Raw genomic sequence first — 22,467 nt, 5'->3', positions numbered from 1 at the left:
CGTGCCCGAGGGCGACACCATCCACCGGACCGCCGCCCGCCTCCGACCGGCGCTGGTCGAACGCACCGTCCGCCGCGCCGAGGCCACCCGCTCGGCCCGGTCGGGTGCGGCCCCGGGCAGCGTGATCGAGTCCGTCGAGGCCCGGGGCAAGCACCTCCTGATCGCGTTCAGCGACGGCTGGATCCTCCAGTCGCACATGCGGATGACCGGGAGCTGGCACCTGTACCGCCCGGGCGAGGCGTGGCAGCGTCCGGCGAGGCAGGTGCGGGCGCTCGTGGAGGTCGACGGCGACCCGGGCTGGGTGGCGGTGTGCTTCTCCGCCCCGGTGGTCGAGTGGGTCCGGGCCCCCCGCACCGGCCACCTCGGCCCCGACCTGTGCCGCTCGGACGCCGACCTCGACGAGGCGGTGCGGCGGATGGGGCGCCTCGACCCCACGACGGCGTTGGCCGAGGTGCTGCTCGACCAACGCGTGTGCTGCGGGGTGGGAAACGTCTACAAGAGCGAGGTGGCCTTCGCCGAGGGCGTGCACCCGCTCACCCCGATCGGGTCGGTGACCCCCGACGCCCGCGACCGCATCGTGGCCACCGCCGCCCGCCTCCTGCAGGCCAACCTCACCACCACGTCCCGCACCACCGTGACCGGACCGCCGGGGTCGCTCGCCGTCTACGGGCGCCGGGGTGAGCCCTGCCGGCGCTGCGCCACGCCGATCGAGCGGGCGGTCACCGGCCCGCAGGCCCGCAGCACCTACTGGTGCCCCCGCTGCCAGCCCGCCCCCTGAACGCCCGGCCGGCCGACACCCGACCGCACGGCACCCGACCGCACAGCACCCCACCGCTCAGCGGCACTCCACGCCCTCGGGGCAGCGCGACACGAGGGCACGGCCGTCGAGGGGCTCGCCGATCACCGCCGTCATCGGGGTGATGAGGGCGATGTCCTGGCAGATGTCGCCCTCCTGCTCGATCAGCACGGTCACGACGACCTCGTCGGCCGCCTCGCGCACCTTCAACAGCTTCGGCGTCTCACAGGAGTTGCCCATCGCGTCGGCCGACACGGTCACGTCGTCGTCGGCGATGCGCAGGTTGGTGACGGTGCGCTCGAAGCTCGAGGGCAGGGAGGACTGGGCGCAGGCGGGCACCCCGAGGAGACCGAGCGCCACGAGGGCGGCGACGACCAGCGGACGGATCAGCCCTCGGAACCAGACGCAAGAGGTCATCGGTGCCAGTGTCGCACCGGGCGACCGTCCGCGCCGCGCCGCCGCCGACGACCCCGCGGCTCGTCCGCCTCGACCCGGTCAGCGGGCCCGGTAGAGAACGAACACCTGGCGGCGAGGGTGGAGCTCGACGAACCGGGCCAGGTCACCGCTGTCGAGGTTCGGGTCGTCGACGAAGAGCTGCGGGGCGCTGTCCAGGAAGTCGGCCACCCCGGCCGGCGCGGTGGCCTCGAGGCGGGCCTCCAGCGACGCCTGGAGGCGTTCGTACTCGGCGCGCTCGGCCGGACCCAGCGGGTCGAATCGGGCCACCTCCTCCCACCCGGGGTCGGCGGCGAACCCGGCGATGGCGTCGCCGGTGGCGACCGCCAGGTGCTCATCGGCCGAGTCAGGGTCGCCGCCGCGGGTCCCGCTCCAGGTGAACTCGGCGTCGAAGGGCACCGTGACCCGGCGATCGAGGCGTTCGAGCTCGTAGACGAGCCCCTCGGCCACGCCCGGGAACGGTTCGGTGAAGGTCATCGCCACCGTCTGGCCAGGCCGGGTGACCGCCTCGGCGGCGGGCAGCAGTCCCGCCACCGCGTCCGACAGCACCGGCTCGGGCCGGTCGGCCCCGGGAACCACGGCCACGGCGACCACCACCGCCACCACCGCGGCGCCGGCGGCCGCCCCCCGTGCGGCGCCGGCCCAGCCGGGCCGCAGCACGACGACGGCACGCACCAGGACGAGCGCGACGGTGAACCAGACCATGGCCCCCACCACCCGTGACCACGGGTAGAGGTACGGGTAGGCGACGTCGGACAGCGAGGCCAGGGTCACCAGCCCGGCCACGGCGGCGACCGCCACCACGGCGGCGAGCGCAGCGACCACCCGGTCGCGCCGCCACCAGGCGAACAGACCCGAGGCGGCGAGGGCCCCGGCGGGCAGCACCACCCACCACCACGGGGCGCCGCGGAGGTCCCCCAGCAGTCCGATCGGCTCCGGTCCTCCCGCCCACGGCCCCCACGGGACGTACGAGCGGGCCACCAGCCCGAGGGCGTCCGCCATCCCGAGGGTCGGGTCGTCCCCGCCGACGAAGTACTCCACGAGCGCGCCGAGGTTCCCGGTGCCGGTCACCTGGTCGATCACCACCGGCGCCCACAGCGCCGCGCCGAGCGCGGCGGCGACCGACAGCGGAACCCGCCACCCCGGACCGGGCGCCGCGCCCCGCCGTTCGACCACCACCACGACCAGCGTGGCGAACGCGGCGACGGCGACGACGAGCGGCAGGTAGCCGACGTGGGCCTGTGCGCAGATCGAGCCGCTCACCACCAGCACGGCCGGGGCCCACCGGTCGCCGACGGCCAGCGACCACGCCGAGACGACCACGCACAGGAAGACCAGCACCACGACGGTCGGGTTCCAGATCGTGTACGGCGTGTCGGGCATGGTCACCAGCAGCACCGACGCCACCACCGCCGCCAGGGCCGCCCCCGCGAGCCCGGCGCGCCGTCCGGCCAGGACCGTGGCGGCGACGGCCGCCGCGCCCTTCAGCACCATGCCGGCGGCGAGCGCGACCGCCGGGGCGCCTCCCGACACCCACGAGGGCAGGAGGAACCACCAGGCCAGCGCGGGGCCGGGGTGGTACCAGCCGAAGCGGCTGTACACCCCGACGAGGGGCGGGTCGCCGGGGGCGTCGAGGACCCGGGTCAGGAAGATCGCCGCGTCGCTGGTCACCGACCACGAGCTGCGCAGCGCCGCCACCGTGGCCACGGCGAACCCCACCGCGACCAGCACCGGGACCCACCCCCAGCAGTCGTCGCCGAGGCCGGGCCGCCACCATCGAGGGCCGGGGTCCCGCGGGTCCCGGGTGCCGGCACCCCGGACCGTGGGGCGGTCCCCGTCGAGCCCGCCCCTGGCGACGTCACCGGCCACCGCGCCACCGTAGGCCAGCCCGACGGCCGGTCGACCCACCGCCGACCGGCGGTTCCCGCTCCCTGGAGCCCGAGCAGGGATTCGAACCCTGGACCCCCTGTTTACAAGACAGGTGCTCTGACCAGCTGAGCTACTCGGGCCGGCGGCCCTCGGTGAGGACGACGCGCCCGACGATCCTAGGAGGGACCCGGGCCACGGCGACCGGCCACCGTCCGACCGGCGCAGGGGCGTCGCCCCGGCGGCGGAGCCGGCGGGCGGGTACCGTCGCCGCGGTGAGCATCCTCGGACACCGGGTCCTGCGCAGGGAGGACCCCGCCCTCCTGACGGCGGGCGGCACCTACGTCGACGACATCGCCTCGCCCGACGCGGCCCACGTCGTCTACGTGCGGTCCACGATCGCCCACGCACGGGTGGTGGCCGTCGACACCACCGAGGCGGCCGCCGCCCCCGGGGTGCTGGCCGTGGTCACCGCCGCCGACCTCGACCTCCCGGCCCTCCTGCCGATCGGCATCGTCAACCAGGACATGCCCCGCCCCGTGCTCGCCACCGACACCGTGCGCTTCGTCGGGGACCCGATCGCCGCCGTCGTGGCCGACACCCGGGCCGCGGCGATCGACGCCGCCGAGCTCGTGGTCGTCGACCTCGAGCCGCTCGAGGCGCTCGTCGACGTGGAGGCGGCAGCCGGCGACGACGCCCCCGTGCTCTTCCCCGGCGCGGGGACCAACGTGGCGATGGCCATCGCGCACCACGGCGACCCTGTGTCGTTCGACGACTGCGAGGTGGTGGTCAGCCTCCGGACCGTGAACCAGCGGGTGGCGCCGGCGCCCATCGAGACCCGCACCGCCCTGGCGTGGTGGGACGACGACGACCGCCTGGTGCTCGAGATCGGCTGCCAGGGCCCGCACCCGGTGCGCGCCGCACTGGCCGAGCTCTACGGCCTCGACCCGAGCCGGGTGCGCGTCGTGTGCCCCGACGTCGGCGGGGGCTTCGGGGCCAAGGCCCAGGCCGGCCCCGAGGCGCTGCTCCTCGGCGAGCTCTCCCGGCGCCTCGCCCGCCCCGTGCGCTGGAGCGAGACCCGCTCGGAGAACCTCGTCGGCATGGGCCACGGCCGGGGCCAGGTGCAGCGCGTCACCCTCGGCGGCCGCGCCGACGGGCGGTTCGAGGCCTACCGCATCGACGTGCTCCAGGACGGCGGCGGCTACCCCAACATGGGCGCCGTGCTCCCCTTCGCCACCCGGGTCATGGCCAGCGGCGTCTACGACATCGGAGCGGTGGAGGTGAACGCCCGGTCGGTGGTCACCACCACCACCCCGACGGGCGCCTACCGGGGGGCGGGACGCCCCGAGGCCGCCGCCGCGCTGGAACGCGCTGTCGACCTCTTCGCCGCCGAGGCCGGGCTCGACCCCGCCGACGTGCGCCGGACCAACCTCGTCCCCGCCGACGCCTTCCCCTACCGCACCGCCACCGGCACGGTGTACGACAGCGGCGACTACGGGGGTGCCCTCGAGCGGGCGTTGGCCGCCTCCGACTACCCGGCGCTACGGGCCGAGCAGGCCCGGCGACGGGCCGCCGGCGACCCCGTGCTGATGGGCATCGGCATCGCCTGCTACGTCGAGATCACCGCCATGTCCGGAGGCGATGAGTTCGGATCGGTCGAGCTGCGCCCCGACGGCTCGGTGCTCGTGGTCACCGGCTCGAACCCGTACGGCCAGGGCCACGTCACCTCGTGGGCCATGCTCGTCGCCGAGCGCACCGGCCTCCCCCTCGACCGCATCGAGGTCGTCTACGGCGACACCGACGTCGTCCCCCGCGGCGAGGTCACGGGCGGCTCCCGCTCCGCCCAGCTCGCCGGGGCGGCGGTCGACGACGCCTCCGCCAAGCTGGTGATGCTGGCCCGCGAACGGGCCGCCGAGCTGCTCGAGGCCGCCCCCACCGATGTGGTGATCGACCCGGACCGGGGCGTCTTCCACGTCGTCGGCACCCCGGCGGTCACCGTCGACTGGGCGGCTCTGGCCGCCACCGCCCACCCCGACACCGGTGCCGGCGCCGTCGGCCCGCTCTTCGCGGTCGCCGACTTCACCGCCGAGGGGCCCACGTTCCCGTTCGGCGCCCACGTCGCGGTCGTCGAGGTGGACACCGAGACCGGCGCGGTGACGCTCGAACGCATCGTGGCGTGCGACGACGCCGGCACGATCCTGAACCCGCTCGTGGTCGACGGCCAGGTGCACGGCGGCCTCGCCCAGGGCGTCGCCCAGGCGCTGTTCGAGGAGGTCCGCTACGACGCCGACGGCAACCCGCTCACCGCCACCCTCGTCGACTACGCCATGCCGTCGGCCGCCGAGCTGCCGATGTTCGAGCGGGTGGCGATGGAGACCCCCACACCGATGAACCCGTTGGGGGCGAAGGGCATCGGCGAGTCGGGGACGATCGGCTCGACGCCGGCGGTGCAGAACGCGGTGGTCGACGCCCTCGCCCCGTTCGGCGTCCGCCACCTCGACATGCCCCTCACCCCCGAGAGGGTGTGGCGGGCCATCCGCGACGCGTGAGCCCGCCGATGCGGATCGGGCTGTTCGTCGCCGAGACCGGTCCGGGAGGGTCGGACATCGACGCCGTCGTCGACCGGGTGGTGTGGGCCGAACAGCAGGGCCTGGCCACCGGCTGGGTGCCCCACATCCCCTGGAGCCTCGACGCCCTCACCGTGCTGGCCCTCGCCGGTCGGGCCACGCACCGCATCGAGCTCGGCACCGCCGTGGTGCCCACCTGGTCGCACCACCCCTACGGCCTCGCCCAGCACGCCCTCACCACCCAGGCGGCGTGCGGGGGGCGCCTGGCCCTCGGCATCGGCCCGAGCCACCGCAGCGTGGCCGAGGGCTGGTACGGCGCCAGCTACGAGGGCGTGATCCACCACGTGCGCGAGTACGTGGAGGTCCTCGAGGCGGCCAACGCCGCCCAGGCCGAGGTGCTCTCCGGGGCCGCCGGACCGCTGGGCGGCCGCGTGCACCACGACGGCGACCTCTACCCGGTCGAGTCGCTGCTCGACGTCCCCGGGGCCACCGAGGTGCCGATCTTCCTCGCCGCGCTGGCCCCGCTGATGCTGCGCCTGGCCGGCGAGCGCACCGCCGGCACGATCACGTGGATGTGCGACGAACGGGCCCACGCCACCCACGTGCTGCCCCGCCTGGCGGCGGCCGCCGAGGCGGCCGGCCGGCCCACCCCGCGGGTGGTGGCGGGGCTCCCCGTCACGGTGTGCTCCGACCGCGACGAGGGCCTGTCGGTCGCGGCACGCCGCTACGCCATGTACCGCGAGATCCCGACCTACGCCCGGGTCCTGGCGCTCGGCGAGACCGGCGCCCCCGAACAGGTGGCCATCGTCGGGACCGAGGAGCAGGTCGCCGACCGCATCCGCTCCTACGCGAACGCCGGCGTCACCGACCTCGCGGCGATGACGTTCGGCGTCGGCGACACCCCCGAGGAGCGCACCGCCGGCCACGACCGCACGCTCGCGCTCCTCGCCGAGCTGGCCCGCGGCTGACCCTGGCTGACCCGGCGCCGATCCGACGATGACCACCCCGGCGACCGAGGAGGCCCGCACCCCCGAGGAACTGGTGCGCGACCTGCGGGCGCTCGGCATCAGCGAGGGCGACCTGGTGATGGTCCACGCGTCCCTGCGGGCCATCGGCCCGGTGCAGGGCGGGGCCGCCGGGGTGATCGAGGCCCTCGACGCCGCGGTGGGCCCGACCGGGACGGTGACCATGCTCCTCGGCGCACGCGACGACTGGGACTGGGTGAACTCGCGCCCCGAGGACGAGCGACCCGCGCTGTTGGCCGACGCGGCCCCGTTCGACCCGCTCACCACCCCCGCCCAACCCGACGTCGGCACCCTCGCCGAGGTGCTGCGCCGCCACCCCGGGACCGTCGTCGACGACAACCCCGAGGGGCGGTTCGCGGCGCGCGGCGCAGGAGCGGCCGAGCTCGTGGCCGACACCCCGTGGGACGACTACTACGGGCCCGGCTCGGTGCTGGCCCGCCTCGTCGCCGGCGGCGGCAAGGTGCTGCGCATGGGCGCCGACCCCGACACCACCTCGGTGCTCCACCACGCCGAGTACCTCGCCGAGGTGCCCGACAAGCTCCGGGTGCGCCGGTACCGAAAGGTGCTCGGGCCCGACGGGCCCGAGGTCCGCGTCGTCGAGGCGCTCGACGACGAGGACGGCATCGTCCCCGAGGCGGACCAGCCGGCCACCGACTACTTCGCGCTGATCCTCGATGCGTACCTGGCCACGGGACGGGCGACCGTCGGGCGGGTCGGCGACGCCGACAGCCACGTCCTCGACGCCGCCGACATGGTGGCCTTCGGGGCCCGGTGGATGGAGGAGCACCTGCCGTGGCCGGACGGCGCTCGGTCGACCGGCACCGCGACGGGGACGACGACGGGACCTCAGACCTCGAAGCGGTAGCCGACCTCGTCGTCGCCCACGATCCACCCCGCGGTCGGCTCGGCGTAGTGGGTGCCGATCACGAGGGTGCGGCGGTCGCCGTGGGCGGCCCGCAAGGCTCGACGGGAGGCCGCCGAACCGACGCCGTCCCAGTCGCCGGCCATCCCCCAGTCGGGCTCGGCCCACTGCACGGGATGGTGGGTGGCGTCACCGGTGATGAGCGCCCGCTCCCCGCGCGACTCGACGAGCACCGACACGTGCCCGGGCGTGTGCCCCGGCGACGGGACGAGCCGGACCTCGTCGGTGATCGCGTGGTCGGTCTCGACGAGGTCGGCCTGCCCGGCGGCCACCACCCGGGCGACGGTGTCGTCGAAGTTGAGGGCGTAGCCGCCGGGGTCCGCTGTCCAGTGCTCGAACTCCACCCGGCCGAACAGGTACCGGGCGTTGGGGAACGTGGGCACCCAGCGCTCACCGTCGAGGCGGGTGTTCCACCCGACGTGGTCGAAGTGCAGGTGCGTGCAGCACACGACGTCGACGGTATCGGCGGGGCACCCGGCCGCCGCGAGACGGTCGGGGAAGTCGGTCGGCCCGCGCAGGCCCTCCATCCCCGGGAGCGACCGGTCCCCCACGCAGGTGTCGACCAGGATCCGGCGTCCGCCGCTCTCCACCACCAGCGAGTGGATGGAGAGCACGGTGGTGCCCTCGTCGTCGAGGAAGTGGGGGGCGAGCCACCCGGCGTGCGGCTCCAGGGCAGCGGCGTCGGCCGCCGGGAGGAGCCCCACGAGCGGGAGCGGTTGCTCGAGCTCCACCACCTTCGTCACGGTGACGTCCCCCACCGTCCAGCGTCGCGGCGGACTCATCGCACCGCCACCCTCCCCATCTCGCGACGCTCCGGCATGTAGTCGGCGACCGCGAAGTGCTGGGTGCAGCGCTCGTCCCAGATCACCACGTCACCGGGCGACCAGTGGTGGCGGAACTGGTGGTTCGGGTCCTCGGCGGCGGCGAACAGGATGCCCAGCACCGCCCGGCTCTCCTCGGGGTGCAGGCCGACGATCGACTCGGTGAAGCCACGGTTGACGTTGAGGTAGGGACGCCCGGTGCCGGGGTGCCAGGCGACCACCGGGTGCTCGACGCCCGGGAAGAGCTCGCGCACCTGCGCCACGAGCTCGGGCCCGGCCTTGCTCACGAACGCCTTCCCGACCCCCATCGTGTGCACCGCCGCCAACGGCTCGACGAACGCCTGGAGCGGCGGCGACAGGGCGTCGTACGCGGCGTACGCGCTCGACCAGATGGTGTCGCCACCCCGCGCCGGGAGGTCGACGGCGCGCAGCGTGCCGTAGGTGGGGGGCTCGACGTCCCAGCTCACGTCGGTGTGCCACTCGTCCTGGTAGGGCGGGTGGTCGACGTCGTCCACGATGTGCTCGCAGCGCGGCTCGGACGCCGACGCCCGACCCAACGGATGGATGTACGGCGCGCCGAATCGCAGGGCGAAGGCCAGCTGGCCCTCGTCGTCGAGGTCCTGGTCGGGCAGGACGAGGACGAGGTGCTCGTCGAGCAGGGCTCCGAGCTCGGCCCGGCGGTCGTCGTCGAGCCCGTCGCGCAGGTCGATGCCGCGCACCGCGGCGCCGAGCCGCCCCGCCGTCGGCGTCACCGAGAGACCGGTGGCGGTCGTGGTCATCGTCCCTCCCCCGTCGGGGCCCTCACCCCGTCCGGGCCCGACGCTAGCGGTCGCCTCAGCCGGGGTTCAGGTTGCTGCAGTCGTCGAACACGACGATCGACGGCGACACCTCGGCGGTCGCCCCGAACTGCAGGGTGAGCGCGATCGGTGGCAGCCCGGCGAGCGGGACGTCGACGGCGACGGTGCCGTCGGCCGCCGTCACCGGGGCAGCGACGAGCTGGCGCTTCTCCCGGGCGTCGGGCCAGGTGATGAGGGTGACCTGCCACTGGTCGGCCCGGCGGGCGATGCGCAGCTCGAAGCTGAGCGGGTCGAGCGGATCGCCCTGGGCGACCACGAAGGTCGGGTCGGGGACGTCGGCCACCGGGCCGACCACCTCGAAGCGCACCGCCAGCTGCTCGCCCTCGACGGTGGCCTCCGCGGTGACGAGGTCGATGCCGGCCAGCGCGGGCAGCACCTCCGGGGGGACGCCGGCGGGAACGTCGAGATCCCCGGTCGGGTCGTCGCAGCGGTCACCCGAGCTCGAGGGGACGACGGCCGACGTGGACGGGGCGGCCGCGTCGCCGTCGTCGGACCCCGAGCACCCCGCCGATCCCACGGAGGTGACGACGAGGCCGACGACCACGGCGAGGGCGGCCAGCCGCGGACGAGGGCTCATCGCCGTGCCGCCGCGAGGCGCCGGCGGGTGACCTCGAAGCACGCCAGCGCGCCGGCCGAGGACACGTTGAGCGATGCGAGCTGTCCGAGCAGGGGGATGCCGGCCACGGCGTCGCACCGCTCGCGGACCAGCCGGGACAGCCCCTTGCCCTCCGCGCCGAGCACCAGGCAGACGGCCTGGTCGGCCACCTCGAGGTCGAACAGGTCGGTGTCACCGCCGGCGTCGAGGCCGATCACCCAAACCCCGCGTGCCCGCAGCTCGCGCAACGCGTTGGGAAGACCGCCGACGAGGGCCATCGGCAGGTACTCGACGGCCCCGGCGGCCGCCTTGGCCACGGTCGGGGTGACGTGCACCGCGCGGTGCTTCGGCAACACCACCCCGGTGACGCCGGCGCACTCGGCCGACCGCAACAGCGCGCCGAGGTTCCCGGGGTCGGTGACCCCGTCGACGGCGAGCAGGAACGGAGGCGCCCCGGTGGGCCCCGGGCGGCGGGCGAGGTCGTCGAGGTCGGCATCGTCGAGCGCCTGGGCCCTGGCCACGACGCCCTGCGGGGCCTCGGTCCGCGCCTCGGCGAGCAGGCGGGTGCGGGTCACCTCCCGTACCGGCACCTTGAGGTCGAGGGCGAGGTCGACGATGTCCTGGAGCACCTCGTTGTCGTCCTGGTCCTCGGCCACCAGGATCTCGCGCACCCGGCGGCGCCCGGCGAGGAGGAGCTCGCGCACCGCCTGGCGGCCCTCGACCTGGTCGCCCCCGAGGCCGTTGTCGCGGCTCGTGCGCCGGACCGCCGGGCCCGGGGAGGAGCGGGCCGACGAGCGGGCGGGCCCGGGCCGACGCGCCGCCGATCCGGGCCGGTCGGCCTTGCGCACGGACGCCGCGGCGTGCTTGGCCCGCTTCGCCTCGACCGCCTTCTGCGCCGCCGGGGACAGCGGCTTGGCGGCCCGCGTGCCGGGAGCGCCCCGCTTGGCCGCGCTCGACCCGCCGCGACCGCCCTTCGACGACCCCGTGGGGGCCCGTCCACCCTTCGGCGCACCCTTCGGCGCACCCTTGGGAGCACCCTTCGACGAGCCCTTCGAAGAGCGGGGCGGGGTCACGAGGCGGCGCTCACGACGGCGACGGCGAAGCAGGCGATCCCCTCGACACGACCGATGGCCCCCAGGCCCTCGGCCCGGTTCCCCTTCACCGTGACGGGCGCCCCGACGGCGGCCGAGAGGTTGTGCTCCATCTCGTCACGCCGTGGCGCCAGCTTCGGGCGCTCGCACACGACGGCGCAGTCGACGTTGCCGGGCTCCCACCCGGCCGAGCGGACCCTCGACGCCACCTCCGACAGCAGCGCCACGCTGTCGGCGCCCGCCCACGTCGGGTCGGTGTCGGGGAAGAGCCCACCGATGTCGCCGAGCCCGGCCGCCCCGAGCAGTGCGTCGGCGCACGCATGGGCGACGGCGTCGGCGTCGCTGTGGCCGAGCAGTCCCCGCTCGCCGTCGAAGCGCACCCCGCCGAGGACGAGCACCCGCCCCGGGTCGTCGGTGAAGGCGTGGACGTCGAACCCCTGTCCGACCCTGACCGTCATGACGTCAACCTACGGCACGGCCAACACGTCGACGAGCGCGACGGCGAGCGCCAGGTCATGCGGTCCGGTGATCTTGATGTTGGTGGTCTCCCCCGGCACCACGACCACGGTGGCGCCGACGGCCTCCACGAGCCCGGCGTCGTCGGTGGCCGTGGCGCCCGAGCCGTGGGCCCGGCGCAGGACGTCGGGCCGGAACGCCTGGGGGGTCTGCACGGCGACGAGCTCGGCCCGGTCGAGGGTCTCGGTGACGACGGTGAGCCCCTCGGTGTCGTGGCCGGCCGGCCCGGGTGCGGTGCGCTTGATGGTGTCGGTCACGGGGACGGCGGGGATGACGGCGTCGGCGCCGTCGTGGACGGCCTGGACGACGGCCCGGTGCAGGGCTGCGGAGGCCAGGGGCCGGGCGGCGTCGTGGACCACCACGACGGCGGCGTCGGGGTCCACCACGGCCAGCCCCGCCCGCACCGAGTCCGCCCGCTCGGCTCCCCCGGTCACCGCGACGTCGGCGGCGCCCGACGCGACGAGCGCCGCCCCTTCGTCCTCCTCGCCCTCGGCCAGGACCACGACGACGTGGTCGGCCGCCGCGCGGGCCGTGGCCAGCGACCGGTCGATGACCCGCTCGTCGCCGATGAGGGCGTACTGCTTGGGCTGGGGACCGCCGAAGCGATGGCCCCGTCCGGCGGCGAGGACCACGGCCCACACCGGTCCGTCGGCCGGGCCGGCGCTCAGGTCCCTCTCGAACGACATCGTGCTCCTCCACCGGCGGCCGTGCTGCGCGGGCCAGTCTCGCGTCGCCACGCCGGCCGGGCACGGACGCTCCGCGCCGACGCCGGCTCGTCCGTGGGACGCCCGTCACATGACGAGCGTGTGACGGATAGGGTGCCCGCCGTGGTGGAGCCTCGGCTGTTGAGCGACGTGGAGTTCTTCCAGGGCTTCGAGGGCGCGGCCTTCGACGACCTGGTGGCGGCCGCGGAGACCCGCAGCTACAACCGGGGCGACGTGGTGTTCACCGAGAGCGACGTGGCCACCGAGCTGTTCGTGGTGGAGTCGGGACGCATCGCCATCGCCAACAAGTCCGACGACGGCCGCGAGTCGGTCGTGGCGCTCATGGAGCGCGGCGACCTCTTCGGGGAGATGCCGCTCTTCGACCGGATGCCGCGCTCCGCCGAGGCCCGGGCACTCGAGCCGTCGGCGTGCACCGCCATCCCCTACGCCCCGCTGCGCGACATCTACGAGCAGCGCCCCGAGCTGCTCTGGAACGTGGTGGCCCTGCTGGCCACCCGGCTGCGCAACACCGACGAGCAGCTGGCCGACTCGGTCTTCCTCGACGTCACCGGCCGCACCGCCAAGCGCCTGCTCGAGCTGGCCGGCGAGGCCGACGAGTTCTCCCTCCCGATCACCCAGGAGGAGCTCGCCGGCATGGTGGGCGCGTCCCGGGAACGGGTCAACAAGGCGATCGCCAGCTTCGTGCGCCTCGGGTGGATCGAGCAGTCCGAGCGCCGGTACCGGATCACCGACCGCGAGCAGCTCAGCCGCCGAGCTCGCTGACGTCGGGGTAGGCCTCGCCGACGAGGTCCTCCGACAGCGCCCACAGCGCGGCGGCCACCCGGGGGTCGGCGGCGTGGGGGGCCGGCGCGGCGACGGCGCGGTCGGCGGTGTACGCCCCGCCCTGCCCCTCGAGCTCGGGGGCGGTGGCCGCCCACACCGTGGTGGAGGCGCCGACGTCCACCTGGACGAGCGGCGGGAGCTGCGTGCCGGCCTTCGACGCCCGACCGGCGAGCTCGGCCATGTCGTCGCGGGTGAAGTGTCGCCCGAGCTCGGTGGCCACCATGCCCGGGTGCACCGAGTAGGCGTGCACCCCGAGGGGCCCGTAGCGGCGGTCGAGCTCGGCGGCGAAGAGCACGTTGGCCGACTTCGACTGGCCGTAGGCGTCCATCTTCCCGTAGTCGCGCCGCTCGTAGTTCGGGTCGTCGAGGTCGACGCCCGCCGCGTGGTGCCCGGCCGAGCTGAGCACGACCACCCGCGACGGCGCAGCCGCGACGAGGAGCGGGAGGAGTCGCCCCACCAGGAGGAAGTGGCCGAGGTGGTTGGTGCCGAACTGGAGCTCGAAGCCGTCCTCGGTGCGACCGAACGGCACCATCATGATGCCGGCGTTGGCGATCAGGAGGTCGAGGCGGTCGAGGCGCCCGCCGATGTCGTCGGCGAACGACCGGATCGAGGACAGCGACCCGAGCTCGAGGACCCCGAACTCCACGGACGCGCCGTCGACGGCCTCCTCGATCGCCGTCACCGCCGCGTCACCCTTCTCGGCCGATCGGGCGCTGACCACGACGCGGGCGCCCGCCGCGGCGAGCGCGCGGGCGGTCTCGAGGCCGAGGCCGGTGGTGGCCCCCGTGACGAGGGCCGTCCGCCCTCGGAGGTCGACGTCGCGGAGGACCTCGGTCGTGGTGGTGGTGGGGGCGGTGTCGCTCACAGGACGTCCTCCGGGGCCGGCCAGTCGGCGGGCCAGTCGTGGTTCACGGTCATCGACCAGTCGGGCTCGCGCCGCTCCAGGAACGCGTGCACGCCCTCCCGGGCGTCGGGCTCGCCCATCAGGTGGTGGTGGAGCACCGTCTCGGCCTCGTCGACCTGGTCGGGCCGCAACCCGAACGACCCCCACATCAGGCGCTTCGCCACCGCCACCGACACCGGGGCGGTGTTCACCGCCATGTCGTGGGCCAGCTCGAGGGCGGCCGGGAGCACCTCGTCGTTGGGGAGCACCCGGTTGGCGACGCCGAGGTCGCGGGCCTCGGAGCCGAGGAACGTGCGCCCGGTCAACAACACGTCGGCGGCGTTGCCCATCCCGGCGATCCGCGGGAGCGTCCAGTGGCTGAACGCGTCGGGCATCACGCCGCGGCGCACCTGGACCACCCCGTACTTGGCGTCGAGGGCCATGATGCGCAGGTCGCAGTGCAGCGTGAGGGTGAAGCCGATCCCGATGGCGTGGCCGTTCACCGCGGCGATGACGGGCTTGCGGATCTGCCACGCGGTGGGCGTGACGGGGCAGGCCCGGAAGCTGGGCGCGTCGCTGCGCTCGAAGACGTCGCTGCCGGAGGTGAAGTCGGCCCCGGCGCAGAACGCCGGAGGGGTGCCGGTGAGCACCACGACCCGGATGGCGTCGTCGGTGTCGGCCCGGCGGTAGAGGTCGCCGAGGGCGGCGCCCATGGCGCCGCTGAAGGCGTTGCGGCTGTCGGGACGGTTGAGGGTGGCCACAGCCACGCCGTCGTCTCGAAGGTCGACGAGCAGGTCGTCGGTGCCGGTGTCGATCGCCGTCACACCCGCACCTCTCCGGCGTGCCCGGCGGCGACGGACGCCTCACCGATGGCGGCGATCAACTCGGCGATCGTGTCGTCGGAGATCTCATAGCCGGGAAAGTAGGTGCAAACCCGGGAGGCGAACGGCCCGAAGCGGTCGACGATCTCGGCGGCCACCTCCTTCGGCGTGCCGAACACGGCGATGGTGCGCATGAGGTCGTCATCGATGCGGTCGGCCATGCCCACCCAGTCACCCTGCTTCGACAGCGCGTTGAGCTCGGTCTGGAGGTCCCCGCGACCCTCGACGTCGAGCACCGGCCGGTAGGAGGGCGTCGAGCCGTAGAAGCCGAGCAGGTACTTCACGCCCGCCGCCGCGGCGGCGAGCTCCTCGTCGGTGCGGCCGGTGGCGACGATCACCTCGGCGATCACCTCGAAGTCCTCCCCGGTCCGCCCGGCCGCCCGCAGCCCCGCCTGCAGCGCCGGCACGGTGCGCTCGCGCATGTGGCGGGCGCTGTTGAACGGCATCACCAGGATGCCGTCGGCCACCTCGGCCGTCATCTGGCACATCTTCGGCCCGAGGGCGCCGATGAGCACCGGGGGACGGCCGAAGGGGTTGGGCCCCGGGTTGAAGTTGGGCGTCATGAGCGTGTGGCGGGTGTACTCGCCGGTGTACGCGAAGGGGCCCTTGCCCTCGAAGTGGTCGAACATCATCGAGATGGCCTCCACCCACTCGCGCATCTTGGCGACCGGCTTGCCCCACTGGGACCCGTACCGCTTCTCGATGTGGGGCTTGATCTGCGACCCGAGCCCGAGGCGGAACCGCCCCTCGCTGAGCAGCTGGAGGTCGTGGGCGGCATAGGCGAGGTGCAGCGGGCTGCGGGGGAACGCCATCGCCACGTTGGTCATGAGCTCGAGGTCGACGACCTGGCTCGCCATGACGAGCGGGAAGAACAGATCGTGGGCGTTCTCGAAGGAGAACAGACCGGACGCACCGGTGGCGACCAGCTCCCGAGCCCGCTCGGCGGCGCCCTCCGGACCGCTCATGGCGATGCCCAGGTCGACCTTCATGGGTTGCTCCCGTTCCCCGGCGCCGGGACGGCGACGGCCACCCGCCTGTTCTAGCCGACCCCGTCCGGGGCCCTTCCGGCCGGGACGGCCACGACGGGCGTTCGCCTACAGTTCGGCCCATGAGCGACACCCCGGCCAGCCAGAAGAACGAGGCGTTCGACGAGCCGTCACGCGACGAGATCCCCGGGATCTCCCGACAGCACACGGCCTGGCTGGAGACCACCGACGAGGAGTCGGCGTGGATCATCGCCGGGATGGACCACGTCATCCTGCACACGGTCGGTCGCCGGTCCGGCAACGAGCACAAGGTCACGCTGCCGTTCTGGCTCGACCCCGAGGGTCGTCGGGTCGTGGTCGGCTCGTTCGCCGGAGCGCCGACGAACCCGGCGTGGTGCCTCAACCTCATGGACCGCGACGCGAACCCGAGGGTGAAGATCCGGGTGCGGGGCGGCTTCTACGAGTGTGACGCGGAGGTCCTGTCGGGTGACGAGCGGGCCCGCATCTGGGCGCTGCTCACCGCCGACCGCGAGTACTACGTCGACTACCAGTCCCGCACCGAGCGGGAGCTCCCGTTGGTGCGCTTCGACAACCTCGTGGCCGTCGAGGGCTGAGACGCAGGTGGTGCACGGTGCCCGGAGACGCTCGACCGCCGGGCGCTGACGGGTTCAGGCGGGCCACCGCGGTGCGATCGCAGGCACCGGCCCCGACCTCGGCGCCCGCCACCTCGAAGTGGGACGCCGCCATCGGGGAGGGCTGGGACGTCGCCGGCAACGCCAACGGCGGCTACCTCCTCACCATCGCCGCTCGCGCCCTCGGAACCGCCCTGGGGCGGCCCGACCCGGTCACCGTCACCGCCCACTTCCTCGCCCCCGGCCGACCGGGTGACGTGACGGTCGAGGCCCACGTCGTCAAGCAGGGGCGCCGGTTCGGGACGGGGACGGCCACGATGTGGACCGGGAGTCGACCGCTGCTCACCTGCGTCGGCAGCTTCGGCGACCTGAGCGGCGCCCACGACGATGCACCCGAGCTGGTGGACCGCACACCGCCGGAGCTCCCACCCGCCGAGGCGTGCACCGAGCTGGTGCCGACCGACACGTTCCCTCCACCGTTCGTCGGCCAGGTCGAGCTGCGCCTGCACCCCGACGACTCGGGCTTCGGCTCCGGCCGGGGGTCGGGGCGGGCCCGCATGCGGGGCTGGTTCCGCCTCCGCGACGGCGAGGTCTGCGACACCCTCGCCCTCCTGTGCGCCGTGGACGCCTTCCCTCCGACGGTGTTCAACGCCAACCTGCCGATCGCCTGGGCGCCGACCCTCGAGCTCACCGCCCACGTCCGGGCCCGACCGGCCCCGGGATGGTTGCGCTGCGAGTTCTCGTCCCACTTCATCACCGGCGGGTTCCTCGAAGCCGACGGTGAGGTCTGGGACAGCCGGGGCCACCTGGTCGCCCAGTCCCGACAGCTGGCGCTGGTACCCCGGGCCTGAGCTCAGCCCGTCGACGGGCCGTGGACGGGCGGACCCGCGGCGAACCACAGGCGGGCGGCCAGTTCGCCGAAGAAGGACCGCCGGGCGGCGGCATCGAGGTCCCGGGTGGCGTGCTCGGCGAGGGCCCGCTTGCCGGGGTAGGAGCGGGTCAGGTCCTGGGGGTGGTCGGAACCCCAGCAGAGCCGATCGGCTCCGAACGCCGATCCCAGGCGCTCGACCGCCGCCGCCGGATCGCCGTCGTCGCGCTCCGCCGCCTCGAGGACGTAGCTCGTGACCTTCAGCGACACCGACGCCACGGCGGCGAGGCGGTCCAGCGCCGCCCACCCGTCGGCCCCGTCCCGGTCGGGGAAGCCGCAGTGGTCCACCGCCACCGCCACGCCCGGCTCGGCCTCGGCGGCGACCGCCACGGCGTCGAGGTCCGCGGCGAAGGTGCAGGTGACCAGCCCGACGGACAGCTCGGCGGCGGCGCGCCAGATCTCGGTCGCCCGGGCGTCGTGCAGCGCCGCCGCGCCGTCCACCCCCACGCCGAACAGCCGGACGGCGACCGGACGGACCTCGGCCCCGGCCACCGCGGCGACGAGGTCGCGGGCCGGGTCCGGCGACGCCAGGTCCACCGCGGCGACGAACGCGAACCGCGCAGGGTGCTCGGCCACGGCGCGCGCCGCGCACCGGGCGTCGTAGCCGTAGACCCCGACGGCCTGCACGACCACGGCGCGGGCCACCCCGCCGGCATCCATCTCGCCCAGCAGGGCGTGCGCCGAGCCGCCCTCGGAGGCCCACCCGCTCCCCACTCCCGTCGGACGAAAGGGGAACCGCGGGTCGTCGCCGCAGGCGACGTGGGTGTGGGCATCGACGACCTCCGCCGTCCGCGCGGACGGCGGCGCCCCGCTCGACTCGACCCCGGTCATGCCTCGCGTCGACACGTCCCCTCCGAACCCCGCTCCGGCCACGTCCGGGTCCCGCCTGCTGCGAGCGGCTCCGACGACGCCGGTCAGCCTAGAGTCTGATGGCATTCGACTCTCGGAGGGGCCGCCGTGACCACCCGACCCACGACCTACGAGCCGGCCACCGTCGAGCTGGCCGACGCCAGCCCCGAGGCGATGTTCGCGTTGCTCGCCGACCGGGGCATCGGCGACGGCCTCCCGGTGGTGCCACCCACGCCGGACCGGGTCGACGCCATGCTCGACCACGCCGCCGGCGACCCCGACGCCGTCCTGTTCACCCTCGAGCCGCGGGCCGGCATCGTCACCCGCCGGGTGGTCGCCGTCAACGCCGTGATGGCCGGCTGTCCGCCCGAGGTGTTCCCGGTGGTGCTCACCGCGCTGCGGGCCCTCGCCCGACCAGAGGTCAACCTGCGCGGCGTCAACGCCACGACCCACCCGGTCGCGCCCATGGTCGTCGTCCACGGCGAGGTGGTCGACCGGTGCGGCTTCAACAGCGGCGTCGGCGCCTTCGGGCCGGGGAACCGCGCCAACGCGACCGTCGGCCGGGCCGTCCGCCTCACGATGCTCGCCGTGGCCGGCGCCACCCCCGGCCTCGGCGACGCGGCCACCCACGGCCAGCCCGCCAAGTACACCTTCTGCGCCGCCGAGAACCTCGCCGCGAGCCCCTGGGAGTCCTACCCCCGCAGCCGCGGCATCGACGCCCCGAGTGCCGTCACCGTCCACTGCGGGGAAGGGCCGCACAACGTCCACGACGCCGAGGCGGCCGGCGACCCGGCCCTCATCCTCGACAAGATCGCCTCGGCGATGACATCCCTCGGCCAGAACAACGCCCCGATCAGCCGGGCCGAGTACTTCGTGGTACTGGGGCCCGAGCACGCCCGGAGCCTCGCCGACCGCGGCCTCACCCGCGCCGACGTCGCGTCGTACCTCTTCGACCACGCCCGCCTCCCACTCTCGTTGCTGCGACGGCACTTCCAGGAGCGGGCCTGGCAGCAGTGGATGCACATCTGCGCCGACGACCACCTCGTCCCCATGACCGGCGATGCCGACAACATCCGCGTCCTGGTCGTCGGCGGCCCCGGCAAGCACTCGCTGGTCGTGCCCTCGTGGGGCGTCACCCGCAGCGCCACGCTGCCCCTGGAAGGTTGAGCCCGTTGACCGTCACCGTCTACCTCCCCGACTCCGAGCCTGGCCCCCCCGCCGCCACCATGGCCCCGTCACCCGCCTCGCTGGCCGGGTTGCGCATCGCCGTGCTCGACAACGGCAAGCCCAACGCCGACGTGGTCATGACCGCCGCCGCCGAGGCCCTGGCCCGCCGCACCGGCGCCACGGTCAGCCTCGTCACCAAGAAGGGCCCCCGCGGCGAATCGGCCAACGCCGCCGTGCGATGCGACCCGGACATCTTCGAGCAGGTGGTCGCCGAAGCCGACCTGGTGATCACCGGCGCCGCCGACTGCGGCAGCTGCACCGCGTACTCGGTGACCGACGCCATCGAGCTCGAGAAGGCCGGCCGCCCCGCGGTGGTGGCCACCACCACCCAGTTCGAGCCCGTCGCCACCACTCTGTCGACCAGCTTCGGCCAGCCCCACACGCGGCTGCTGGTGCTCCCCCACCCGATCGGCGGCACCGACGCCGACACGCTCGGCCAGTGGGCCGAGGCCGCCACCGATGAGCTGATCACGCTGTTCACCACCCCCCGGGGCTGAGCGGGTGACCGTCGAGATCGACCTCACGGGGCGAACGGCGCTGGTCACCGGCGCCGGCGCGGGCATCGGCGCCGAGATCGCCGCCTGGCTGGGCCGGGCCGGGGCGTGGGTGGCGGTGCACGACGTGCGCCGCCCACAGGCCGACGCCACCGTGGCCCGCATCGAGGCGGAGGGAGGTCGGGCCTTCCCGGTGATCGCCGACGCCCGCGACGACACCGCACTCGAGGGGGCCGTCACCCAGGCCGACACGACCTTCGGTGGCCAGCTCGACATCGCCGTCAACAACGTGGGCATGTACGGCTCGCAGCGTCCGGGGCCGGTCGAGACGCTCGATGGAACCCATTGGCGGGACCTGCTCGACCAGAACCTGGTGCTCACCGCGCTGGCCGGCGCAGCCGAGGCCCGGGCCATGATCGCCGCCGGTCGCGGCGGGGTCATCCTCAACATCAGCTCGGGCGAGACCACCCGTCCCGCGCCGTTCATGGCCGCCTACGCCGCAGCCAAGGCCGGCATCAACCACCTCACCCAGACCATGGCCGTGGAGCTGGGACCGCACGGCATCAGGGTGCTGGCCATCGCCCCGGGCACCACTCTCACCGAGACCGTGCGCGACGCCTTCGACGACGACCACGTCGCGGCCCTGGTCGAGTCGACCCCGCTGCGGCGCATGACCGAAGCCGACGAGCTGGGCCGCCTCGCCGTGTTCCTGGTGAGCGACCTGGCCCGCTGCGTCACCGGGCAGCTGATCCTGGCCGACGCCGGGGCACACCTCTCGCGCACCCGCCCGGCCAACCGACCCGCCGCAGCCGCCGACCGGAGCGAGACCCCGTGACCGACACCGCCACCGTCGCCGAGGCCCTCGTGCCCGTGCGCGAGATGCTGCAACTCGATGGTGCCGACATCGAGCTCGTCGACGTCACCGACGACGGGACGGCCCATCTCCGCCTCCTGCTGGTCGAGGCGGGCTGCGCCGAGTGCGTCCTGCCGACGGCGATGCTCGAAGGCGTGGCCCTCCAACTGATGACACCCTTTGCACCCGGCCTCACCGCAGTCACGATCGACGACCCCCGCACGACCTGAGAGGGCTTCACCCCGGCTCGTCGGCGAGCACGCGGAACGAGCACCTCGGACCGGTGGCCGACGCCAGTCGGGCGTCGGCCGTGACCAGATCGACCTCGAACACCTCGGCCAACGCGACGTAGACCGCGTCATGGGCCGTGACGTTGGCCCGCAGCTCGAAGGCCCTCCTGAGCAGCGAGGTGAGCGGGTGGGGTCAGTCGTCCTCGTCCAGTGCGCGCAACAGCACTCGCAAGTGCTGGCCGGTGAGCATCGCCGACACCGCCAGGGCGATCACGGCGACCAGCGCCCAACCCCACGTGGCCTGGAGGGTCTGTCCGAGGACGTTGAGGAGGCGGTTGTCCCGGGTGCTCTGGATACCCGCGAAGCCTCCGGCACTCGTCGCATCCCAGAACGTCACGAACAGCGACACCGTGGTGACGACCCACACGATGGCGGCCACTGCGGCCACGACCCGCAGGATTCGGGCGCTGCCCTGGAGCGAACGCATCGCCGACGCGGCCTCGGTGACGTCGGAGTCGGAGGCCAGGTACGGGTCGTCGCTCGGATCGGGGTCCATCGCACGAGTCTCGTTCCCGATCGGGGGCAGAGGCGTCATCCCCAGCGCTCCGCCTCGTGACACCGACGTGGTAGGCAACGGCGATGACCGCGCTGCTCGACCAGGAATGCCGGCTCACCTCGCTCGGCGACGGGGCCTACGAGCGCACCTGCGACCGAACCTGGTGGGGCTGGGAGGCCCAGCACGGCGGCTACGTGCTGGCACTGGCCAAGACGGCCATGGACGCGGAGCTGGGCGTCGACGGCATGGAGCCCCAGCACCTCACCGTGCAGTACCTCAAGCCCTTCGTCGACGGACCCTTCCGCGCCGAGGTCACCGTCGAGCGCCGAGGCCGCACGATGGCCAACGCGACGTGTCACATGTGGTCCGGAGGGCGCCTGGCGGGGGTGGCTCTCGGTTCGTTCGCCCGGCGGCGCCCGGTGCACCAGTTCCTGGCCGCCACCCCACCCGACGTCGCCCCGTTCGATCCCGACGAGGAACCGGTCGACCCCACCCTCCCCGTGCCCACCATGGACCGGGTGTGGCTCCATCCCCGTCTCCGGGAGGTCGTGGGTGACGGTGGCGCCCGGGTCTGCGGTTGGGTGCGGCCCCGCACGCCCGAGATCGTCGACCACCGCTGGCTGGGCCTGCTGGCCGACCTCTGGCCGCCGGTGGCGTACCAGGTGTGGGAGCAGGGCGCGGTGGCCCAGTCCGTGGACCTCACCTACCACGCCCGCTCCTCGCTCCCCCGGACCGACCTGCCCCCGGGCTCACCCCTGCTCGTGGTGCTCACGACCCGGGCGTCGAGCGGCGGCTTCGTCGACGAGGACGTCGAGATCTGGAGCGGCGCCGGCGACCTGCTCGGCCAGTGCCGCCAGATGCGCTTCATCCACTCCTGACACCCGCAGCCGCT

Annotated in this window: 25 protein-coding genes and 1 tRNA gene; 12 read left to right on the top strand and 14 right to left on the bottom strand. The window is 74.4% G+C overall.

Annotation, left to right across the window (positions count from 1 at the left end):
• The first annotated feature begins 1 nt into the window (after position 1).
• Positions 2 to 778, top strand: a complete 777-nt coding sequence (locus MUE36_11135) for a hypothetical protein (GenBank protein MCU0311481.1) — start codon at positions 2 to 4, stop codon at positions 776 to 778.
• 57 nt (positions 779 to 835) lie between these two features.
• Here MUE36_11135 and MUE36_11130 read toward each other — a convergent pair whose 3' ends face one another.
• From MUE36_11130 to MUE36_11120, 3 genes are all read right to left on the bottom strand, one after another.
• Positions 836 to 1,213, bottom strand: coding sequence for a hypothetical protein (locus MUE36_11130; protein MCU0311480.1), 378 nt, complete (start codon positions 1,211 to 1,213; stop codon positions 836 to 838).
• Positions 1,214 to 1,291: 78 nt separating this feature from the next.
• Entirely contained in the window at positions 1,292 to 3,118 is a 1,827-nt protein-coding gene (locus MUE36_11125) for a hypothetical protein (GenBank protein MCU0311479.1), read from the bottom strand.
• A 63-nt stretch (positions 3,119 to 3,181) separates the two neighbouring features.
• Positions 3,182 to 3,258, bottom strand: a tRNA-Thr gene (locus MUE36_11120).
• 132 nt (positions 3,259 to 3,390) lie between these two features.
• Here MUE36_11120 and MUE36_11115 point away from each other — a divergent pair.
• Genes MUE36_11115 through MUE36_11105 form a run of 3 tightly spaced genes read left to right on the top strand, consistent with a single transcriptional unit; the run spans position 3,391 to position 7,572 of the window.
• Positions 3,391 to 5,664, top strand: coding sequence for a xanthine dehydrogenase family protein molybdopterin-binding subunit (locus MUE36_11115; GenBank protein MCU0311478.1), 2,274 nt, complete (start codon positions 3,391 to 3,393; stop codon positions 5,662 to 5,664).
• The gene (locus MUE36_11110) at positions 5,661 to 6,650 is read left to right on the top strand and encodes a TIGR03564 family F420-dependent LLM class oxidoreductase (protein ID MCU0311477.1); all 990 of its coding nucleotides are present in this window, start codon (positions 5,661 to 5,663) and stop codon (positions 6,648 to 6,650) included. Before MUE36_11115 ends, MUE36_11110 begins: the two co-directional genes overlap by 4 nt.
• Positions 6,651 to 6,678: 28 nt before the next feature.
• The gene (locus MUE36_11105) at positions 6,679 to 7,572 is read left to right on the top strand and encodes an AAC(3) family N-acetyltransferase (protein ID MCU0311476.1); all 894 of its coding nucleotides are present in this window, start codon (positions 6,679 to 6,681) and stop codon (positions 7,570 to 7,572) included.
• Here MUE36_11105 and MUE36_11100 read toward each other — a convergent pair.
• Genes MUE36_11100 through ispD form a run of 6 tightly spaced genes read right to left on the bottom strand, consistent with a single transcriptional unit; the run spans position 7,554 to position 12,195 of the window.
• Positions 7,554 to 8,411: an MBL fold metallo-hydrolase gene (locus tag MUE36_11100; protein MCU0311475.1), complete on the bottom strand. Its 858-nt coding sequence runs from the start codon at positions 8,409 to 8,411 to the stop codon at positions 7,554 to 7,556. The genes MUE36_11105 and MUE36_11100 overlap by 19 nt on opposite strands.
• On the bottom strand, positions 8,408 to 9,229 hold the full coding sequence (locus tag MUE36_11095; protein ID MCU0311474.1) for a TauD/TfdA family dioxygenase: 822 nt from the start codon (positions 9,227 to 9,229) through the stop codon (positions 8,408 to 8,410). The genes MUE36_11100 and MUE36_11095 overlap by 4 nt, the downstream gene beginning before the upstream one ends.
• Positions 9,230 to 9,284: 55 nt before the next feature.
• Positions 9,285 to 9,884: a hypothetical protein gene (locus MUE36_11090; protein MCU0311473.1), complete on the bottom strand. Its 600-nt coding sequence runs from the start codon at positions 9,882 to 9,884 to the stop codon at positions 9,285 to 9,287.
• Positions 9,881 to 10,975 (bottom strand): 23S rRNA (guanosine(2251)-2'-O)-methyltransferase RlmB, encoded by a 1,095-nt coding sequence (gene rlmB / locus MUE36_11085; GenBank protein MCU0311472.1) that lies wholly within the window; start codon positions 10,973 to 10,975, stop codon positions 9,881 to 9,883. The genes MUE36_11090 and rlmB overlap by 4 nt, the downstream gene beginning before the upstream one ends.
• Positions 10,972 to 11,451, bottom strand: coding sequence for a 2-C-methyl-D-erythritol 2,4-cyclodiphosphate synthase (gene ispF / locus MUE36_11080; protein MCU0311471.1), 480 nt, complete (start codon positions 11,449 to 11,451; stop codon positions 10,972 to 10,974). The genes rlmB and ispF overlap by 4 nt, the downstream gene beginning before the upstream one ends.
• Before the next feature lie 9 nt (positions 11,452 to 11,460).
• A complete protein-coding gene (ispD, locus tag MUE36_11075) occupies positions 11,461 to 12,195 on the bottom strand; it encodes a 2-C-methyl-D-erythritol 4-phosphate cytidylyltransferase (protein MCU0311470.1) in 735 nt (244 codons plus the stop codon).
• A gap of 141 nt (positions 12,196 to 12,336) precedes the next feature.
• Here ispD and MUE36_11070 point away from each other — a divergent pair, with 141 nt between their 5' ends.
• Positions 12,337 to 12,996, top strand: a complete 660-nt coding sequence (locus MUE36_11070; GenBank protein ID MCU0311469.1) for a Crp/Fnr family transcriptional regulator — start codon at positions 12,337 to 12,339, stop codon at positions 12,994 to 12,996.
• Here the strand turns inward: MUE36_11070 and MUE36_11065 are convergent.
• The 3 genes from MUE36_11065 to MUE36_11055 are packed head-to-tail and all read right to left on the bottom strand — an operon-like array spanning position 12,977 to position 15,809.
• Positions 12,977 to 13,921, bottom strand: coding sequence for an SDR family NAD(P)-dependent oxidoreductase (locus MUE36_11065; protein ID MCU0311468.1), 945 nt, complete (start codon positions 13,919 to 13,921; stop codon positions 12,977 to 12,979). The two genes, MUE36_11070 and MUE36_11065, sit on opposite strands and share 20 nt — an antisense overlap.
• Positions 13,918 to 14,763 (bottom strand): enoyl-CoA hydratase-related protein, encoded by an 846-nt coding sequence (locus MUE36_11060; GenBank protein ID MCU0311467.1) that lies wholly within the window; start codon positions 14,761 to 14,763, stop codon positions 13,918 to 13,920. Before MUE36_11060 ends, MUE36_11065 begins: the two co-directional genes overlap by 4 nt.
• A complete protein-coding gene (locus tag MUE36_11055) occupies positions 14,760 to 15,809 on the bottom strand; it encodes a TIGR03617 family F420-dependent LLM class oxidoreductase (protein MCU0311466.1) in 1,050 nt (349 codons plus the stop codon). Before MUE36_11055 ends, MUE36_11060 begins: the two co-directional genes overlap by 4 nt.
• 119 nt (positions 15,810 to 15,928) lie before the next feature.
• Between MUE36_11055 and MUE36_11050 the strand changes: the two genes are divergently transcribed.
• Both MUE36_11050 and MUE36_11045 read left to right on the top strand, forming a co-directional pair.
• Positions 15,929 to 16,420, top strand: a complete 492-nt coding sequence (locus MUE36_11050; protein MCU0311465.1) for a nitroreductase family deazaflavin-dependent oxidoreductase — start codon at positions 15,929 to 15,931, stop codon at positions 16,418 to 16,420.
• Positions 16,421 to 16,491: 71 nt separating this feature from the next.
• On the top strand, positions 16,492 to 17,289 hold the full coding sequence (locus MUE36_11045; GenBank protein MCU0311464.1) for a thioesterase family protein: 798 nt from the start codon (positions 16,492 to 16,494) through the stop codon (positions 17,287 to 17,289).
• Between the two features lie 2 nt (positions 17,290 to 17,291).
• Here the strand turns inward: MUE36_11045 and MUE36_11040 are convergent, their stop codons facing one another.
• Positions 17,292 to 18,212, bottom strand: coding sequence for an amidohydrolase (locus MUE36_11040; GenBank protein ID MCU0311463.1), 921 nt, complete (start codon positions 18,210 to 18,212; stop codon positions 17,292 to 17,294).
• 111 nt (positions 18,213 to 18,323) lie between these two features.
• Between MUE36_11040 and MUE36_11035 the strand changes: the two genes are divergently transcribed.
• Genes MUE36_11035 through MUE36_11020 form a run of 4 tightly spaced genes read left to right on the top strand, consistent with a single transcriptional unit; the run spans position 18,324 to position 21,019 of the window.
• On the top strand, positions 18,324 to 19,382 hold the full coding sequence (locus MUE36_11035; protein MCU0311462.1) for a hypothetical protein: 1,059 nt from the start codon (positions 18,324 to 18,326) through the stop codon (positions 19,380 to 19,382).
• A 5-nt stretch (positions 19,383 to 19,387) separates the two neighbouring features.
• Complete coding sequence (locus tag MUE36_11030) at positions 19,388 to 19,939, top strand: hypothetical protein (protein MCU0311461.1); 552 nt, start codon at positions 19,388 to 19,390, stop codon at positions 19,937 to 19,939.
• Positions 19,940 to 19,943: 4 nt separating this feature from the next.
• Positions 19,944 to 20,771, top strand: coding sequence for an SDR family oxidoreductase (locus MUE36_11025; GenBank protein ID MCU0311460.1), 828 nt, complete (start codon positions 19,944 to 19,946; stop codon positions 20,769 to 20,771).
• Positions 20,768 to 21,019 (top strand): NifU family protein, encoded by a 252-nt coding sequence (locus MUE36_11020; GenBank protein ID MCU0311459.1) that lies wholly within the window; start codon positions 20,768 to 20,770, stop codon positions 21,017 to 21,019. The genes MUE36_11025 and MUE36_11020 overlap by 4 nt, the downstream gene beginning before the upstream one ends.
• Positions 21,020 to 21,212: 193 nt before the next feature.
• Here MUE36_11020 and MUE36_11015 read toward each other — a convergent pair whose 3' ends face one another.
• Positions 21,213 to 21,575, bottom strand: coding sequence for a hypothetical protein (locus tag MUE36_11015; GenBank protein MCU0311458.1), 363 nt, complete (start codon positions 21,573 to 21,575; stop codon positions 21,213 to 21,215).
• An 83-nt stretch (positions 21,576 to 21,658) separates the two neighbouring features.
• On the opposite strand from MUE36_11015, the gene MUE36_11010 reads away from it, so the two are divergent.
• Positions 21,659 to 22,453, top strand: a complete 795-nt coding sequence (locus MUE36_11010) for a thioesterase family protein (protein MCU0311457.1) — start codon at positions 21,659 to 21,661, stop codon at positions 22,451 to 22,453.
• Positions 22,454 to 22,467: the final 14 nt, after the last annotated feature.

The organism is Acidimicrobiales bacterium (genome assembly GCA_025455885.1).
Classification (GTDB): Bacteria; Actinomycetota; Acidimicrobiia; order Acidimicrobiales; family Acidimicrobilacustridaceae; genus Rhabdothermincola_A.
The sequence above is the reverse complement of the archived record's forward strand: the minus strand, read 5'-3'. Positions and strand labels throughout refer to the sequence as shown.